Source organism: Dehalococcoidia bacterium (genome assembly GCA_040902535.1).
GTDB lineage: Bacteria > Chloroflexota > Dehalococcoidia > DSTF01 > JACRBR01 > JBBDXD01.
This window is the reverse complement of sequence record JBBDXD010000018.1, coordinates 279,853-295,874: the sequence shown is the minus strand read 5'-3', so window position 1 is coordinate 295,874 and position 16,022 is coordinate 279,853. Positions and strand designations below refer to the sequence as shown.

Sequence of the window (16,022 nt, the reverse complement as noted above, 5' to 3'; positions counted from 1 at the left end):
GACCAGCGACCAGCGACCAGCGACCAGCGACCAGCGACCAGCGACCAGCGACCAGCGACCGGACAGGCTACCCTTCCCTCGTGGCCGATGACCGCTTCTACCCGCACGCCAACTTCGCATCGCTCGAAGACGAGTACAGTTCGTTCGAGCGCTCGCGCGTCGCCGTCCTGCCGGTGCCGTACGATTCGACGGTCACCGCCCGCGCCGGTGCCCGCGATGGCCCCCGCGCGATCGCCGAAGCGTCCGCCGATATGGAGCTGTACGACGTTGGGCTCGGGCTGGAGCCGTACCGCCACGGCATCCACACGCTGCCCGAACTGGCGCCGCACACCGGATCGCCCGAGGCGATGATCGACCGCATCGAGAGCGTGGTTGCGGAGCTGCTCGACCAACAGAAGTTCGTCGTCACGCTCGGCGGCGAGCACACCGTCGCCGTCGGCGCCGTACGCGCGCACGCGAAGCGCACGCCGGGCCTCTCGGTGCTCGCCTTCGACGCCCACTCCGACATGCGCGACGAGTACCTCTATTCGAAGTTCAACCACGCTTGCACGCTGCGCCGCGCCAACGAGGTCGCGCGCGTCACGCAGGTCGGCCTGCGCAGCGCCGCCTTCGAGGACCACGCATATATCCGCAGCGAGGGCCTCGCGTTCTACTCGCCGCGCGAACTTCGAGAGGCCGGCGCCTCGCGCGTCGTCGATAACCTGACAGATGACGTCTACATCACGATCGATTTGGACAACTTCGACCCGGCGGAGATGTCCGCCGTGGGGACGCCGGAGCCGGGCGGCCTGCGCTGGGACGAAGTGACGGACCTGCTCGTCGAGTTGACGCGCCGCAAGCGCGTCGTCGGGTTCGACGTCACGGAGCTGTCGCCGTCGCTCGGGCCGCGATCGTGCGCGCAGCTCGCCGCGAAGCTCACGTACCGCCTGATCGGCCTCGCCCTCGGGCCGACGGAGTAGCCATGACGAAAAAGCGCAAACGGCGCGACCGCCGGTCCGACGCGGCGCCCCCCGGCACAACGCCGGCCGCGGAGCCTTCGATGGCCGCCGAGCCCGACTGGCGGCTGCCGTCGCCGCTCGCGCGGGTCGCCGGCGCGGCGCTGGCGGTGCTGACGCTGGTGATTGCGGCGTTCACCATCATCAGCGCCGTATCCGACGATCTCGCGGCGGTCGACGCCGTCGTGCGGCTGGCGGTAGGTGCGTTCTTGATCGCGCTCGCGATCGTCATCGGCGCGCTGTCGCTCGTGCCGGCTTACACGCGACGGTTCATCGTCCGCGGCTAGGCCAGCTCTGCTACCGCACGCTCGCGCAAGCGCCTGATGTCGTCCAGGTGTTCGGACTCGTGTTCGATCATGAGCTCGACAAGTTGGCGGATGCTCAAGCGGCCATCTTCCAGGTGGCGGCCGGTTCGCGCCCAGTTCCAGTTCACGAGCGTCGTCAGCAATTGCACCGTGTCGCCCCGGAACAGGCGCAGGTCATTGAGCATCTCTTCGATGTCACGCTCGATGTAGTTGTGCTCGCGGGCGAACGCATCGGGGTCGTACGGCTGCAGCACCGGATCCGTCTGCGTGGATATCATGTACAGGCGCTTGTGGTAGACCTCCGCGGCGTCACGCAAGTGCCCGATGATCTCCTTGATGCACCATCCGTCGTCCGCCGGCGCGTAACGAAGCATCGCCTCCGAAAGCCCGCGCACGGCATCAGCGGCGCTGCGCGGCACCGTACGCAGCGGCTCGACGAGTTCCAGATGGCCCTCGGTCCCCGGTTCATTGCGCGGGAACGTGAACACGTTGGGTGTCTGCGAAGGCATAGCTGTTTCCTCGAAGTTGCGGGCGGCGCTCAGGCGGGAGCCACGGCGTCGATTGGCTCCGGCGACCGCTCGTTCAGCGTCGTCTGGGCCACCGCGACGCCGTCGCGCAGGTAGATCCTCGGCACGCGCGCGCTGATCCCGGCCAGGATCTCCCACGAGATCGTGTCGGCAAGCCCTGCAAGCTCGTCGGCGTCGACCACCTCCGAGCCCTGCCGGCCCATGATAACGACCTCGTCATCCGGCGCAACGCCCGGCACGCCCGTGACATCGGCCGTGCACATATCCATCGCGATCCGGCCCGCAATCGGCGCTCGGCAGCCCCGCACGAGCACGCTCGCGCGTCCTGAGAGCGCGCGGCGGTAGCCGTCGGCGTAACCGCACATGATCAGCGCGATCTTCGACGGCCGCGCCGCAGTCCACGTCCGTCCATAGCCCACCGTCGCGCCCGGCTCCACATCGACCAGCCGCGCGATGCGGCTCTTCAGCGTCAGCACCGGCCGCAGGTCGGCGGCATCGTCGCCCCGCGGCGCCGGATGATAGCCGTAGATGCCGAGTCCCGCCCGTACCATCTCCAACGCCATGTGCGGGGCGTTCAACACGCTCGCCGATGCCGCGCAGTGGCGCATCGGGATCCAGGGCAGGCGCTCCGCCGCGGCGATCAGCGCTTCGTATTGCTCGTGCGTGAACGCCGTGTCGCCTTCCTCCGCGGCGGCAAAGTGCGTGTACAGCCCTTCGATGACGATGCCGGGCAGCTTGCGCACGGCCTCCGCGAAGCGCACCAACTCATTCACCATCAGGCCGTTGCGATTGAGCCCGCTCTCGAGTTCGACGTGCACCGGCTGTTCGACGTCGCGATCCGTCGCGAAGCGTGATAGCGCGAGCGCCGCTTGCATCGACGTGACGGTCGGCGTCAGCCCCAGTTCCACGATGCGCTCTGCTTCCGACGTCTGGGCGTGACCGACGATCAGCACGGGCGCGTCGATGCCTGCGCGGCGCAGCTCTTCGCCCTCGTCGACGCAGACAACGCCGAGGCCCGCCGCGCCCGCTTCGACCGCCGCCCGGGCGACCGCTGGAGCGCCGTGCCCGTATGCGTTCGCCTTGACGATCGCGTACAACCGGGCTGGCGCCGCGGGTTCGGCGAGCGTGCGCACGTTGTGCGACAGCGCGTCGAGGTCGATTTCCGCCCACACGGGACGCCCCGTCCAACGATCCCGAGGCTCTTGCATGCGGCAAGCATACGCGATGGACCGCGTGCAGATCAGATGCAAATGGGCATCGGCGGAGTGACGGGAGTATCGCGAGTTCGCGCGATGTCTAGGGTACGAGCGCCCAGTCTTTTGGCAGACGGTACGTGAACACGCTGTCCGTCAGCCGCTCTCCATCGAAGATGCGGCCCCGCCCGGTGCGCCGGATCTCCTTGTAGGCGTTCTGGAGCTGAATGATCCGCCGGTCCATCAGGTTGATGATCACCGCGCCCGCCTTCACCGGACGCAGGCTCGCTTCCCGCGTCACATCATCGACGATGCGGAAGAGCGGCGATTCTTCGGGTTGGGCCCGTTCCAGGGCGTCGTGGATGGCGTCGTAGTTCCCGGGCGTATTGCGCTCATCGAACATTGCCATTCCATTGGCAATGCGTTCGCGCAGCCCGTGGTAATACGGCTCGGCGCGCACCAGCAGGTCGTCGATCTCGCGAGCGCCGTTCGCGCACGCACGCAGGAGCGCTGGAAGCGCCTCGCCATGCGCCACGAAGCTGACGCCGCCGGCGGAGTCAATCAGGGTCAGCCGCAGCAAGTTCATAAGGGAGAATTGGGCGGTTTCAGATTGCGACCGCCTTCGATCCGAGGTTACCATTGCCCCTGATCCCTGTCAAAACCCGCGCCCACCAGGGAGCGATATGCATCTCACGCGTCCCCGCACGGTCGCGCGCCCGCTCGCTGTTGCAGCCGCCGCGTTCGTCGCGATGGCATCGCCCGCGTGCTTCGACTCCGGCGATCCGGCGCCGACGCCCACAGCGGTGCGCGAGACGCCCGCCCCCGCGATCCCCATGCCCACGCCCTCCCCCTCGCCCGCCGACCCTAACCTCGGCGACCAACTGCGCTACGAGGGCGACTTCGAGGGCGCGATCGGCGTCTACGCATCGATCGCGGCGGAAAGCGACGGCGAGGACCGCCAGCAGGCGCGCTTTTCGCAGGCGCAGCTCCTCCAGCGTGGCGGCAGCTTTGCGGAGGCACGCGACGTGCTCGGCGCCTACCTCATCGAAGCCGGCGCTGCCGCCGACGGATCGCCGGCGCGCTTCCTGTTCGCTTCGGTGCTCGACGATCTCGCCGATCCCCAGGGCGCGCTCGATAGTTACCAGCTGTACATCAACGCAGGCGGCGACGCATCAGCATTCGCGCAGGTCGAGCGCGCGAAGATGCTCGCGCGCCTCGGGCGCTTTGACGAAGCGGAAGCGGCAGCGCAGGCCGTGATGGCAAGCGATTTGCGCAGCGAATTCAAGAACTCCTTCATGATCAGCGTCGGGGGCGCGTTCGAGCAGGGCGGCGCCGATGCCAACGCGCTCGCCTGGTATACGCGCGCGGCGACGTCCGGCGCTGACGTGGCGACGGCCCGTGCCCGCAGCGCCGCGATCAAGCAGCGTCTGGGCGACGTCACCTGGGTCGATGACTACGCCTCTGTCGTCGCGGGCTATCCTGCCGGCGCCGCGGCCACCGACGCACTGGCGGCGCTTGATGCGGCGGCGGTGCCGGTCCGCGACTACGACCGCGGACTGGTGCACTATCGCGCGTTCCGAAACACCGCCGCGCGCGAGGCGTTCGGGCGCGCGATCGCCGCCGGCGACCGCGCCGCGCAATCCTCGTACTACGTCGGCGCCATCGAAGAGCGCGAAAGCAACGTCGAACCGGCGATCGCCGCGTATCAGCGCGCGCACGATCTCGATCCGGCATCACCGCAGTCCGATGACGCCCTCTGGTGGCGCGCGCGCCTGCTCGAAGTGGCGCGCCGCTACGACGAAGCTGGCGCCGCGTTCGCGCAGCTTGTCGCCGAGTACCCGGCGTCAGAATGGGCCGCCGACGCCAACTTCCACCGCGGCATGGTGCTCTATCGCAACGGCGATCCCGCCGGCGCTGCCTTCGCATGGGGCGCCATCGCCACCACGGCTACCGACGACGAAGCGCGGGCGAAGGCGCGCTTTTGGCAGGGACGCGCGCAGATGGCAGCCGGTAATCCCGCCGGCGAACAGACCCTGCAGCAACTCGTGCAGGACGCGCCGGATAACTTCTACGCGCTCCGTGCGGAAGTGCTTCTCGAAGACAACGACGACGGCGTGAAGGACGTCGATGTCAAAGATGACGACATCGACTGGGGCGACATTGCCGAGTACTTTGAAGAGACGTATGCAGTCGACCCGGATGCCACGCCGCCAGCGATCGACGCACGCTGGGACCTCGCGCGCGAGTTGCGGTCCGTCGGCCTCCGCCCGCAGGGGGACGCCGTCTATCTGTCGCTGATCGACGACGCAGCGGCAAGCGTAGCGGGATTGTTTCACGTGACGCGCCGGTTCGAGGAAGAAGGCGATCCCGCATTCGCTGCCCGCGCCGCGACGAGGCTCCTCGCCGAGTTGCGCGACGACGACAAGGGCGAACCACCCGATGACCTGCTCCGCGTCGCGTACCCGCAGGCGTACGCGGACCTCGTCCAGGACGCCTCCGACGAGCACGACGTGTCGCCGCTGCTCCTGCTCGCGCTCGTCCGGCAGGAAAGCTACTACGACCCGGAGGCCGGCTCGACCGCCGGCGCGCTCGGGTTGACCCAGGTGATCGAAGGCACCGGGCGCGCCATCGCCGACGATCTGGGCGTGTTCGGCTTCACCGTCGCGGATCTTTTTCGTCCGCGGTTGAGCCTGCGCTTCGGCGCCAGCTACCTGGCCGACCAGCTCGCCCAGTTCGATGGCAACGTGTACCACGCGCTCGCCGCCTACAACGGCGGCCCCGGTACGTCGTTCAATGCGATCGACTCCGCCGGCGACGACCTGGACCTCTTCGTCGAAGACCTGGAGTTCGACGAGACGCGGCTCTACGTGAAGCTCGTTATGGAGAACTATGCGCGCTACCGGCAGCTCTACGAAGACGTCGACCGTCCGTCGCTGCCCGAATGAGGCGATAGTCTTCGGCGCTTCGTTAGAATGATCACCTGAAGGGCACCTGATCGGTCGAACATGCGCACGCTTCTCCGAACCGCGATCCGGCCCATGAACGCGGACGACATCGCCCAGGTGATGGATATCGAACGCGAGTCCTTCCCGTCGATGTGGCCGCAGACCGCGTACCGCCGCGAGCTGCAAAACAAGGTCGCGCGCTACTTCGTGATCAACGAACTGCGTGACGAGCCGGCCGCGGAAGGCGCCGCGTCGCCCGGGCTCTGGAGCGCCATTCGACGCATCGTCGGCAGCGACGGCGATGCCGCCGCCGAACGCGTGCTCGGGTTCATCGGCATCTGGCTGCTCGTCGGAGAGGCGCACATCGTCACCGTCGCCGTGCGCGACGAGTATCGACGCATCGGCATCGGCGAGCGGCTCGTCATCGCGGCGATCGAGACGGCGCTCGAGTATGACCAGGAGGTCCTCACGCTCGAAGTGCGCAGATCGAACGATGCCGCCCAACTGTTGTACGTGAAGTACGGCTTCGACCGCGTCGGGCTGCGCAAGCGCTACTACACCGATAACAACGAAGATGCGGTGCTGATGACGACGCCGGACATCGGCAGCGGCGGCTTCCTGACGTTGTTCGACGCCCTCAAGCAGCAGCACCGTGCGAAGAACCCGGATCTCTGGAGTTGACGGCGTCCCATCGCACGCTGGTGCTGCTCGCGCTGCTGGCAACGATCGTGACGCTCGCCGCCTGTACCGGCGACGACGACTCCCTGGACGTCACAGGCGCACCTACGGCGTCGGACACCCCGGCGACGCCTGCGTCGAATCCGACGGGCGTCACGCCCTCAGCGTCTTCTCCGGGGTGTCGTACCAGCGCAGATCCGGCGCTCGGCGACAGCGACCATGTGATGCAGTCCGGCGGCTTGCAGCGGACCTACGTGCTGCACCTCCCGCCTACCTACGACGGTGCAACGCCGCTGCCGCTCATCCTCAATCTCCATGGCTTCGGATCGAACGGCCGCCAGCAGGCTGCGTACTCCCGCTTTCCGGTGCTCGCCGACAGCGAAGGCTTCATCGTCGTGTCGCCGGACGGTGCGGGTTCGCCGCAACAATGGAACATCCGGCGCGACGGCAACCTCCCCGACGACGTCGCATTCGTGCGCGCCCTCCTCGACGAGCTTGAGAGCGAATTGTGCGTCGATGGCGAGCGATTGTTCGTCGCGGGCATGTCGAACGGCGCCGCCTTCGCACAGCAACTTGCGTGTGCGATGCCCGGCCGCTTCGCGGCGGTTGGCGCCGTAACGGCGCTGGTCTATCCGATCGCCTGCGCCTCGGACCTGCCGATCGCGGTGATCGGCTTTCATGGCACGGAGGACGTATGCGTGCCCTACTACGGCGGCGCCGTCACGTGCGGCAGCGCCCGTGGCCAGGTGCGCCCTGTCGAAGACAGCGCGCAGGATTGGGCGCGCCACAACGGCTGCAATCTCGACCCCGAGCGCGCCCGGCCCGCGGAGCACGTCCGCACGATCGCATACAGCGAGTGCGATGACGAGACGGCGGTGGTGCTGTTCGCGATCGAGGGCGGCGGCCATACGTGGCCGGGGTCGGTGGCCGTCGGGCGGCTGGGGGCCACCACGCAGGAGATCGACGCGACCCAGCAGATCTGGCAGTTCTTCAGGGGCCAGGCGAATCTGCGCGCAACGTCGTCGCGTTGATGATCGGCGCACGGTTGCCTGACGGCCGCGCGCACCGGGACAGCGTACGTTACTTCGCGCGCCGTTCGCCCCAACTGTCCCAGTAAACGACCTTCTCGACGGGCAGCCGCGACGGTATGCCGAACTTGCCTTTCGGCCAGCCGAGCGGGATCAGCGCCATCGTCTCGGTATCGTCGGGGATGCCGAGAAGTTCCTTGACCTCGCCCTCGTGCAGCTTGTGGAGCGTCGTCAACGTCGTCCCCAGCCCCTCCGCACGCGCGGCAAGCATCAGGTTCTGCACGGCGGGATAGATCGATGCGCCCAGCGTGCTGCTGATGTTGGGCATGCCCTTCTTGATCGTCGCAATGATCAGCACGGGGACGTCGGCAAGATGGTTCGCCAGGTGGTTCGCCGACTTGTACGTTTTGGACATCTCGGCGTTGGCGAGCATGGCGTCGCGGTTGGGGCCATACGAACGATTCCAGGCGTCGAGGTACCACTCCCCGATCTTGCGCTTCTTCGCATCGTCGCGCACGACCAAGAAGTTCCACGGCTGCGCGTTGCCGCCACTCGGCGCCATGATCGCCGTGTTCAGGATTTTCCACAGCACCTCGTCCGTGACGGGATCCTGCTTCAGGCGCCGCATCGCGCGCTGCGTGGTCGCTACGTCGTAGAAGTCCATCATGCCTCCGTTCGTCATCGATCGTGCGCCCTTCGCGCCGTGTGTTCAAGCGAGCTGCGACGGTCATGCTGAGCGAAGCGGAGCATCCCGTAGTGCGACGCGCCTAACGCACGTCATGCAGAACGGCGCGCCGTCATCGCCCCTCAGCGGCCTCGCCTACAGGTCCGCGCTCCGGCGCTCCAGTATCCGCCGTTCGGGCACCCAGCGTTCGCGCAGCGCCCCGACGAGAAACATCGAGCCGGTGACGCAGATCACGCCGTCGCGCGGCGTGTCGGCCAGCGCCATGTCCAGCGCGCGGTCCGGTGACGGCTCGAAGGCGACGTTCGCTCCGCCGAGCGCCGCGGCGAAAAGTTTGAGCATTCGGTCCGGCTCACCCGAACGCTCGCCGAGCGGCGGCTGCGTGACGATCGCGCGCGATGCCACGCCCGTCAGCGCCCGCACCATCGCCGGCTGGTCCTTGTCGGCGAGGATGCCGATGACAAGCGTCAGGTCGCGTGCGCCATCGTGCAGCCAGTGCGTCCGTAGCGCTTCGGCGAGGCGTCGCGCTTCGAGCGGATTGTGCGCCGAGTCGAGCAGCACCGTGGGCTCGCGCTGGACCGCCTCAAGGCGGCCGCTGAGGCGCAGGCCGGCGAGCCCTTCGCGAATGGGCTTCTCTTCGACTGCGCGGCCATGCATCTCACCAAATGCCAGCGCCGCCGCGACCGCGAGGGCGGCGTTCGACGCCTGGTGGGCGCCGGCGAGCGGTATGCGCAGGCGCGTGAGCGACAACGTCGGCGTCTCGAGGTCGAACACGCTGCCCTGTGCATCTCCATGCGTCACGCGCACGCGCACCTCGCGGCCAAGCCGCCAGAGCCGCGCATCGCGCTCCGCCGCGCGCGCCTCGATGATCGGCAGCGCTTCGCGGCGCCGGGCGCCCGTCACCACTGTGCCGCCGTGGATGATCTGCGCTTTCTCGCGCGCGATCGCCGGAAGCGTCCAGCCCAGCCGCTCCCGGTGCTCGTAATCGACGTTCGTCAGCACGGTCACGCACGGCGCCGCTTCGAAGACGTTCGTGCAGTCGGTGCGCCCGCCAAGCCCGACCTCGACGACTGCCGCGTCCACGCGCTCATCGCCGAAGTGCTTCATTCCCGCCGCGAACGCCACTTCGACCAGCGAGGGCCGCCCGAAGCCGATGCCGTCGATAACCTCGACGTGCATCTTGCGGATCAATGGCTCCAGTCCGAGCACGGTTTCGGCGAACTCGTCGGGCGCGATCAGCCGGTCACCGACGCGGATGCGCTCGATGAACGTCTGCAGGTGCGGCGACGTGTACAGTCCCGTCCGAAAGACCGCCGCGCGCAGGATCGCAGCCGCTATCGTGCTCGTGGAACCCTTGCCGGCGCTGCCTCCGACATGCACCACCGGCATGGTGAGGTGAGGGTCGCCGAAATGAGCGAGAAGCTGCCGGATCCGCGCCTGCAACGCTCGCTCGACGGGGACGATGGGCAATTCGTGCCAGAGCCGCCGCTGCAGGAAGTCGACCGACTCGTAGTAGCGCTCGAACGACATGGCGCCAGCGTAGCCGATCGCGATGCGACGAGCCGTCGTTGAGCGTGCCCGGCGTATGCTCCCAGGTGGTCTTTCGGGTGGTTGATCAGCGGCATCGACGATGTCTTCCACCCGTAGCCGGGGCATGCCTTGCAGCGGCGGCCGCACGCCGCCCGGGCACCATCCTTGACGCCTCTCTCCCTCGGCCCCTGCGCTGCGATCGCGCCATCGGATATGATCATGGCGCGTTGCGCATGACTCCACGTGCGCAATGGCGACCCCGCCGGCGGCATGGAAGCCACCGGCGCTTAATCCGCCAACGGCATGACAGGTGAAACATGTCGCTCGTTGTACAAAAGTACGGCGGTTCGTCGGTCGCCTCCGCCGAACGCATCAAGAACGTCGCGGCGCGCATCAAGCGCTGCGCCGGGCGCGGTGATCGCGTTGTCGCCGTCGTATCGGCGATGGGCGACACGACGGACGCACTGATCGCGCTCGCGCACGAGATCACGGAGCACCCCGAGGAACGCGAGATGGACGTGCTGCTCAGCACGGGCGAGACCGTGTCGAGCGCGCTCTTGGTCATGGCGCTCCACGCGCTCGGCATGGAAGCGATCAGCCTGTCGGGCGGGCAGGCCGGCATGGTGACGTCGGCGGTGCACCGGAACGCGCGCATTCTCAGCATCGACCCGCAACGCCTGAAGCGCGAACTCGAACGCGGCCGCGTCGTGATCGTCGCCGGCTTCCAGGGGCACACGGAAGAGCAAGACGTCGCGACGATCGGCCGCGGCGGCTCCGACACGACGGCCGTCGCGTTCGCCGCTGCGCTCAACGCGCGATGTGAAATCTTCACCGACGTCGACGGCGTGTACACGGCGGACCCGCGCGTCGTGCCGGACGCCCGTAAGCTCAAGGAGATCACGTACGAAGAGATGCTCGAGCTGGCGAGCAAGGGCGCGAAGGTGCTGGCGCCGCGCGCCGTCGAACTGGGCGCCGTGTACAACATTCCAATCTACGTCGCATCGAGTTACAAGGACGAAACGGGCACGCTGATTCACGGAGGTGTGGACATGGAAGGCTTCAACCGCGTCCGCGGCATCGCGCACGATGTAGACGTCGCGAAGATCACGATCCGCGGCGTGCCGGATCGTCCGGGCGTGGCGGCCGAGATCTTCCAGCCGCTCGCCGATGCGCACTTCTCGGTCGACACGATCGTCCAAAACGCGAGCGAAGATAAGCTCACCGATGTGACGTTCACGCTCGCCAAGGCCGACATGAAGAAGGCGCTGCCGCACGTGCAGAGCATCGCCAAGAAGATCGGCGCCAAGGATGTCGTCGCGGACGAACGCATGGGCAAGGTGAGCATCGTCGGTACGGGCATCCAGAGCGCCCCCGGCTACGCCGCCCGCATGTTCGCGACGCTCTCGGACTCCGGGATCAACATCGAGATCATCTCGACGAGCGAGATCCGCATCACGTGCATCATTCCCGAAGATCGCGTGCCCGACGCGGTGCGCGCGCTGCACGCCGCGTTCGAACTGGAGAAGGCGGAGGCGGCCGAGTTATCCGCCCAGCCGTAGTCCGGCTTCTGTCCAGCCAGCGGACTTCACATCGCAATTTCCGCCAGTCGCCGACTCCGGCGATCACCGGAGACAGGCGAGGGCGCTACCGGGCGTGAGGCAGGCTCGTCACCTGCCCTGCAAAGACCCAAGCGTTAGAGCCCGACGATCTCCCGCCCCTCCGCGAGCACCTTTTGCACGAGATCAGGGTCGCCCCGCACCTCGGTGTAGATGCGGACGAGCGGCTCCGTGCCGCTGAACCGGAGCAGCAGCCAGCCCGTATCGCCCAGGCTGAAGCGGAATCCATCGGTCGTGTCGATGCTGGTGACCTTGATGCCGCCGATCACGTCGGGGCGGGCGGCGGCGGCCCGCTTCACGATCGCGTCGCGCTGGTCTTCGCGCAGGGCGATGTCGACGCGGTCGTAGTGATGAGGGCCGACCTTCTCGTAAAGCTCCGCGAGCAACTCGCTCGGACGCTTACCGGCGCGCGCGATGAAGTCGAGCATGTACAGACCCGCGAGGATGCCGTCGCGCTCCGGGACGTGCCCTCGAAAGCCGTAGCCGCCGCTCTCCTCGCCGGCGATCAGCGCGTCTGACTCCATCATCTTCGGGCCGAGGAACTTGAATCCGACCTTGGTCTCGTGCACGGGGACGCCGTAGATCTCGCCGAGCTTCTCCACCATCGACGTCGTCGTGATCGACTTGATGATCGGGCCGCGGTCGCCGCGGTACTCCAGCATGTAATAGGCGAGCAGCGCGAAGACCTGGAGCTGGTTGATGAAGTTGCCGTTCTCGTCGGCAATGCCGACGCGATCCGCGTCGCCATCGTGCGCGACGCCGGCGTCGAAGCCGCCGTTGCGCATCGTCGTCTCCATGTCGCCCAGGTTGCGCGCGATCGGTTCCGGCGCGTGCATGCCGGGGAACGTTGGGTTGACGAACCCGTGCAGTTCGGTGATCTTCGTCTTGCCGCCTTCGAGGAGCGCCGTATAGTAGCCCGCGCCTGTGCCGTACATCGCGTCGTAGCAGACATTAAAGCCGGCGGACTTCAGGCGCTCGATGTCGACGAGGCGCGCGAGTTGCGCCCTGTAGGCCGTGCGCGCATCGAACTCTTGCACGAGACCGTCGCGCTTCGCCTGCTCGATCTCTAGCCGTGGCATGCGGACGCGCACCAGGTCGGGCAGCACGCTTTCCAGCTCCTCGACCACCTCGGGCGACGCGCTGCCGCCGTATTCGGGCTTGTACTTGAAGCCGTTCCACCGCCACGGGTTGTGACTGGCAGTGATGACGATGCCCCCTCCCGCGCGCCGATCGATGATTGAATAGCTGACGACGGGCGTCGGGCAGAGCGCATCGCTCAACGCCACCTTGATGCCGTGCGCGGCGACCACCTCGGCAGCCGCGACCGCAAAGTCGGCAGACGCGAAGCGCGCGTCGTAGCCGATGACCATGCCGCGATCGGCAAGGCCGTGGCGCTGCAGGTACATCGCCGCGCTCGCGGCACAGGCACGCACGTTTTCGAAGGTGTAGTCTTCGCCGATGATCGCGCGCCAGCCGTCCGTGCCGAACTTGATCGAGACCGGCGGGCGAGGTTCGTTCGTCATGGTCGAGGAACTCCGTTTCATTGGCCTTCGCGCGTCGGGTCAAGGTCGCACGACTTGCGGATTAGGGCAATTCGATTCGCGTGGCGCGGTCGTGGCAGTCGCATCACGATGCGTGGCCACGGGCGATCGTGATCGAGCGGCGCACGCGCCCTTGCCGACGAATCCGCCGCCGCACCCGCGGGGCTAGTAGTCGGGCGCGCCGCCGGCGCTCTCCTGTCGCGCTTCCAATTGACGCCGGTTCTGCTGTTCGAGCAGGTCGAGCGCGCGGAGTGCCTCCTCGACCGTGAAATCTTCGTCGATGCCGCGCAGCGCTTCGTCGAGCGCTTGCTGCAACTGCTCGGGCGTCAGTTGGCTGTCCCCGGAGGGCTGCGGCGAGGCGTTCGCGTCGGGGGTGGCGTTGTCGTCGCCCGGGTCGCCGGCCTGCGGCGTGCCCGCGCCGCCGTCGCCGCTACCGCTCGGATCTTCGTCACCGGCGCCGGGCGTCGGTGTCACCTCTATCTGCGGCGCTTCGGGCGTCGGCGTGGGCGAAGGCGTCTCAGCAAGTTGGCGCGCGATGACCTCCAGGTTGTGCTTGGCATCGTCGTCGTCCGGATCGGCGAGCAATGAGCGCTTGTACGCTTCCAGTGCTTCCTGCAAGCGTTCCGCGGCGACGTAGTGGTTGCCGAGCGCATACTCGATCTTTGCCGCCAGGGCGTCGTCATCGGCGGGCAATCCCCGCTTCGCTTCATCGATCGCTTCGTTGATGCGTTCAGCCTGGTGCAGTGCGTTGCTCGCGTTGTGAAACAACTCCCGCTGTTCGGGGTCCAAGGCTTCCGCCGTGCGATAGACGTCGATGGCGCCCGCGTAGTCGGCGTCGGCGTACCGTTCGTTCCCGCGCCGGTTCAACTCGACGACGTCGCTCGCGCAGACGGCGCCGATCAGCATGCCGGCGCCGGCGAGCGGCCAGAGCCTGCGCCATGGCGTCGCCCCTGTGGCACCGCGGCGCCACGTTGCGATCGCCGGCACCACTGTCGCAGCGAGCGCGACGGCGAGCGCCGCCCAGGCGAAGACGACGAAGCGGTCGATACGCTCCGGGCGCACCTCCGACGCGAACGTTGTCGCGTCGAGCGCGGCAAGTTCGGACGCCAGGCCGGTGAGCGGCAGTCCCGCGCCCGCCAGTTCGATGTACTCGCCGCCGCCGCTCTCGGCCATCAATCGCAGCGAGAGCGGATCGAGCCGCGTGATCACCGGCACGCCCTCGCGGTCGATGCGCGGCGTCGCGGCGCCGGTTGCGGGGTCGGTGTCCAGCACGGCCGCGCCGGCTTCGGTGCCGACGCCTGCGCTGTACAGCCGGACGCCGGCGTCGCGCGCTTCGTTGACGGCGCCGGAGATCGATGATCCGTGGTCTTCTCCGTCCGAGATGACGAGCAGCGCCTTCGTCTCCGCATCGCCGCGCTCGACGACCTCGCGCCCGCGCCGGATCGCCGTGCCAAGGTCAGAGCCCGCCGGCACGAGCGCGCGCTCCTCGTGCACGCCTTCGACGAGCCGCGAGAGGGATATCAGGTCCGACGTCAGCGGCGAGCGCACGAATGGCCGCCCTGCGAACAGCACGAGCCCCACGCGGTCGCCCTGCATGCGGTCGAGGAGCGCGATGATCTCGGCTTGCGCGCGGCCGATGCGCGAAGGTTCGGCGTCGGTCGCGTACATGCTCTGCGACACGTCGAGCACGATCACCAGGTCAATGCCGCGGTCCTCGGTCAACACGCCCTTCTCGCCGATCTGCGGGCGCGCCGCCGCGAGCGTCGCGATCGCGATCGCCGCGATCATCAACGCCGGCGCGACGATCGTCAGGACGAGCGCCGCCGACAGGACGCCGAAACTGCGCTGCGCGTGCGATCGCCACGCCAGCCACGCGAACAACACCACGACCGTGAGCGGCACAAGGAGGAGGAACCACAGGTAACCCGGCGCGCCAAAGCTCACACCAACCTCCGGAAGGCGGTACACCGCAGCACGAACTCCAGCGCGAACAGGGCCCCCGCCGCCGCCAGGAAATAGGGCGCGATGTCGTCGTAGCGAGTGAAGGCCTGCGCTTCGAAGCGTGACTTCTCCAGTTCATCGATGCGCTGGTAGATCTGCGCGAGCGCCGCCGGATCCTCAGCGCGGTTGTATGTGGCGCCGGTAACGTCGGCGATCTCCTGAAGCGAACGCTCGTCGACGTTCAGCGACGATTGCTGACTCATCCCGATGCGGCTGACGACGCCGATGGTGTAGACGCGCGCGCCGAGACGCTCCGCGATGCGGGCGGCGGCGAGCGGCGCGATCTCCCCCGCGTTGCTCTCGCCGTCGGTCATGAGAATGACGATGCGGCTGACGGCGCTCGAGCCACGCAGGACGTTCACGGACTCGCCGATCGCCGTGCCGATCGCCGTGCCGTCGGCGAGGCGCACCTGGTCCGCGCCTTGCACGGACTCGTCGACGGCGGCGTAGTCGTCCGTCAGCGGGCTGAGCGTGATGGTGGAGCCCTGGAACGCCACGAGCGCGACGCGGTCGTTCGTGCGGCCGCCGATGAAACGCGAAAGCACGTCTTTCGCCGCGTCGAGCCGTGTGCGGCCCTGTCCGAAGGGCTGCGTCATGCTCGCCGAGACGTCGAACGCGAGCACGATATCGATGCCCTCGCCCTGCGCCTCGGATGCTGCTTCGCCTTGCTGTGGCCGCGCCACGGCCACCACGAGCAACGCGATGGCGGCGATGCGCAGCAAGATCAATCCCGGCTCTAGTCGCACGCGCCAGGTCCGGGGCAGACCGGCGGCGGATGCGAGCGAGCCCATGCGGACGCTGCCGCTGCCGCGGCGCGGAAACGCCAGCCAGGCGATCGGCGGTATGACCGCGAGCAGCCACAGCGCCCAGGGCGCCGCGAAGCGGAGATCATCCATGCGAAGAGTGTAGCGGGAGGATGAAGAACGGTCTTATCGGGGACAACAGAGAACACACAACGGACATGACGAAACCTCTGTTGTC

General features: G+C 67.8%; 14 protein-coding genes. 6 read left to right on the top strand and 8 right to left on the bottom strand.

Features of this window, described 5'->3' with window-relative positions:
* Nucleotides 1-80 precede the first annotated feature (80 nt).
* Both speB and WEB52_09610 read left to right on the top strand, forming a co-directional pair.
* Complete coding sequence (gene speB, locus WEB52_09615) at nt 81-959, top strand: agmatinase (GenBank protein MEX2226693.1); 879 nt, start codon at nt 81-83, stop codon at nt 957-959.
* Nucleotides 960-961: 2 nt separating this feature from the next.
* Entirely contained in the window at nt 962-1,282 is a 321-nt protein-coding gene (locus WEB52_09610) for a hypothetical protein (GenBank protein MEX2226692.1), read from the top strand.
* Here the strand turns inward: WEB52_09610 and WEB52_09605 are convergent.
* The 3 genes from WEB52_09605 to WEB52_09595 all read right to left on the bottom strand — a co-directional run bounded on the left by WEB52_09605 (nt 1,279) and on the right by WEB52_09595 (nt 3,600).
* The gene (locus tag WEB52_09605) at nt 1,279-1,809 is read right to left on the bottom strand and encodes a DinB family protein (GenBank protein MEX2226691.1); all 531 of its coding nucleotides are present in this window, start codon (nt 1,807-1,809) and stop codon (nt 1,279-1,281) included. The two genes, WEB52_09610 and WEB52_09605, sit on opposite strands and share 4 nt — an antisense overlap.
* Nucleotides 1,810-1,838: 29 nt before the next feature.
* Nucleotides 1,839-3,035, bottom strand: coding sequence for an alanine racemase (gene alr, locus WEB52_09600; GenBank protein MEX2226690.1), 1,197 nt, complete (start codon nt 3,033-3,035; stop codon nt 1,839-1,841).
* An 88-nt stretch (nt 3,036-3,123) separates the two neighbouring features.
* A complete protein-coding gene (locus WEB52_09595) occupies nt 3,124-3,600 on the bottom strand; it encodes a hypothetical protein (GenBank protein MEX2226689.1) in 477 nt (158 codons plus the stop codon).
* 103 nt (nt 3,601-3,703) lie between these two features.
* Between WEB52_09595 and WEB52_09590 the strand changes: the two genes are divergently transcribed.
* The 3 genes from WEB52_09590 to WEB52_09580 all read left to right on the top strand — a co-directional run bounded on the left by WEB52_09590 (nt 3,704) and on the right by WEB52_09580 (nt 7,674).
* Nucleotides 3,704-5,965, top strand: coding sequence for a transglycosylase SLT domain-containing protein (locus WEB52_09590; GenBank protein MEX2226688.1), 2,262 nt, complete (start codon nt 3,704-3,706; stop codon nt 5,963-5,965).
* 93 nt (nt 5,966-6,058) lie between these two features.
* Nucleotides 6,059-6,646 (top strand): ribosomal protein S18-alanine N-acetyltransferase, encoded by a 588-nt coding sequence (rimI, locus tag WEB52_09585; protein MEX2226687.1) that lies wholly within the window; start codon nt 6,059-6,061, stop codon nt 6,644-6,646.
* Nucleotides 6,643-7,674, top strand: coding sequence for a PHB depolymerase family esterase (locus WEB52_09580; protein MEX2226686.1), 1,032 nt, complete (start codon nt 6,643-6,645; stop codon nt 7,672-7,674). Before rimI ends, WEB52_09580 begins: the two co-directional genes overlap by 4 nt.
* 49 nt (nt 7,675-7,723) lie before the next feature.
* Here the strand turns inward: WEB52_09580 and WEB52_09575 are convergent, their stop codons facing one another.
* Nucleotides 7,724-8,353, bottom strand: a complete 630-nt coding sequence (locus WEB52_09575; GenBank protein MEX2226685.1) for a nitroreductase family protein — start codon at nt 8,351-8,353, stop codon at nt 7,724-7,726.
* A gap of 138 nt (nt 8,354-8,491) precedes the next feature.
* Nucleotides 8,492-9,883 (bottom strand): Mur ligase family protein, encoded by a 1,392-nt coding sequence (locus WEB52_09570; protein MEX2226684.1) that lies wholly within the window; start codon nt 9,881-9,883, stop codon nt 8,492-8,494.
* A gap of 317 nt (nt 9,884-10,200) precedes the next feature.
* Here WEB52_09570 and WEB52_09565 point away from each other — a divergent pair, with 317 nt between their 5' ends.
* Complete coding sequence (locus WEB52_09565) at nt 10,201-11,442, top strand: aspartate kinase (protein MEX2226683.1); 1,242 nt, start codon at nt 10,201-10,203, stop codon at nt 11,440-11,442.
* 134 nt (nt 11,443-11,576) lie between these two features.
* On the opposite strand, the gene WEB52_09560 is transcribed toward WEB52_09565, so the two are convergent.
* The 3 genes from WEB52_09560 to WEB52_09550 form a co-directional block, all read right to left on the bottom strand.
* A complete protein-coding gene (locus WEB52_09560) occupies nt 11,577-13,022 on the bottom strand; it encodes a phosphoglucomutase/phosphomannomutase family protein (GenBank protein ID MEX2226682.1) in 1,446 nt (481 codons plus the stop codon).
* Nucleotides 13,023-13,205: 183 nt separating this feature from the next.
* On the bottom strand, nt 13,206-14,984 hold the full coding sequence (locus WEB52_09555) for a VWA domain-containing protein (protein MEX2226681.1): 1,779 nt from the start codon (nt 14,982-14,984) through the stop codon (nt 13,206-13,208).
* Nucleotides 14,981-15,937 carry a VWA domain-containing protein gene (locus WEB52_09550; protein MEX2226680.1) on the bottom strand — a complete coding sequence of 319 codons (957 nt, stop codon included), beginning with the start codon at nt 15,935-15,937 and terminating at the stop codon, nt 14,981-14,983. Before WEB52_09550 ends, WEB52_09555 begins: the two co-directional genes overlap by 4 nt.
* Nucleotides 15,938-16,022: the final 85 nt, after the last annotated feature.

Bases quoted from the DNA above. Each gene is read 5' to 3' on its own strand.
- WEB52_09610 (MEX2226692.1), top strand. From the start codon at position 962: ATGACGAAAAAGCGCAAACGGCGCGACCGCCGGTCCGACGCGGCGCCC.
- WEB52_09590 (MEX2226688.1), top strand. From the start codon at position 3,704: ATGCATCTCACGCGTCCCCGCACGGTCGCGCGCCCGCTCGCTGTTGCA.
- rimI (MEX2226687.1), top strand. From the start codon at position 6,059: ATGAACGCGGACGACATCGCCCAGGTGATGGATATCGAACGCGAGTCC.
- alr (MEX2226690.1), bottom strand. From the start codon at position 3,035: ATGCAAGAGCCTCGGGATCGTTGGACGGGGCGTCCCGTGTGGGCGGAA.
- WEB52_09565 (MEX2226683.1), top strand. From the start codon at position 10,201: ATGTCGCTCGTTGTACAAAAGTACGGCGGTTCGTCGGTCGCCTCCGCC.
- WEB52_09575 (MEX2226685.1), bottom strand. From the start codon at position 8,353: ATGACGAACGGAGGCATGATGGACTTCTACGACGTAGCGACCACGCAG.
- WEB52_09550 (MEX2226680.1), bottom strand. From the start codon at position 15,937: ATGGATGATCTCCGCTTCGCGGCGCCCTGGGCGCTGTGGCTGCTCGCG.
- WEB52_09560 (MEX2226682.1), bottom strand. From the start codon at position 13,022: ATGACGAACGAACCTCGCCCGCCGGTCTCGATCAAGTTCGGCACGGAC.
- WEB52_09605 (MEX2226691.1), bottom strand. From the start codon at position 1,809: ATGCCTTCGCAGACACCCAACGTGTTCACGTTCCCGCGCAATGAACCG.
- WEB52_09570 (MEX2226684.1), bottom strand. From the start codon at position 9,883: ATGTCGTTCGAGCGCTACTACGAGTCGGTCGACTTCCTGCAGCGGCGG.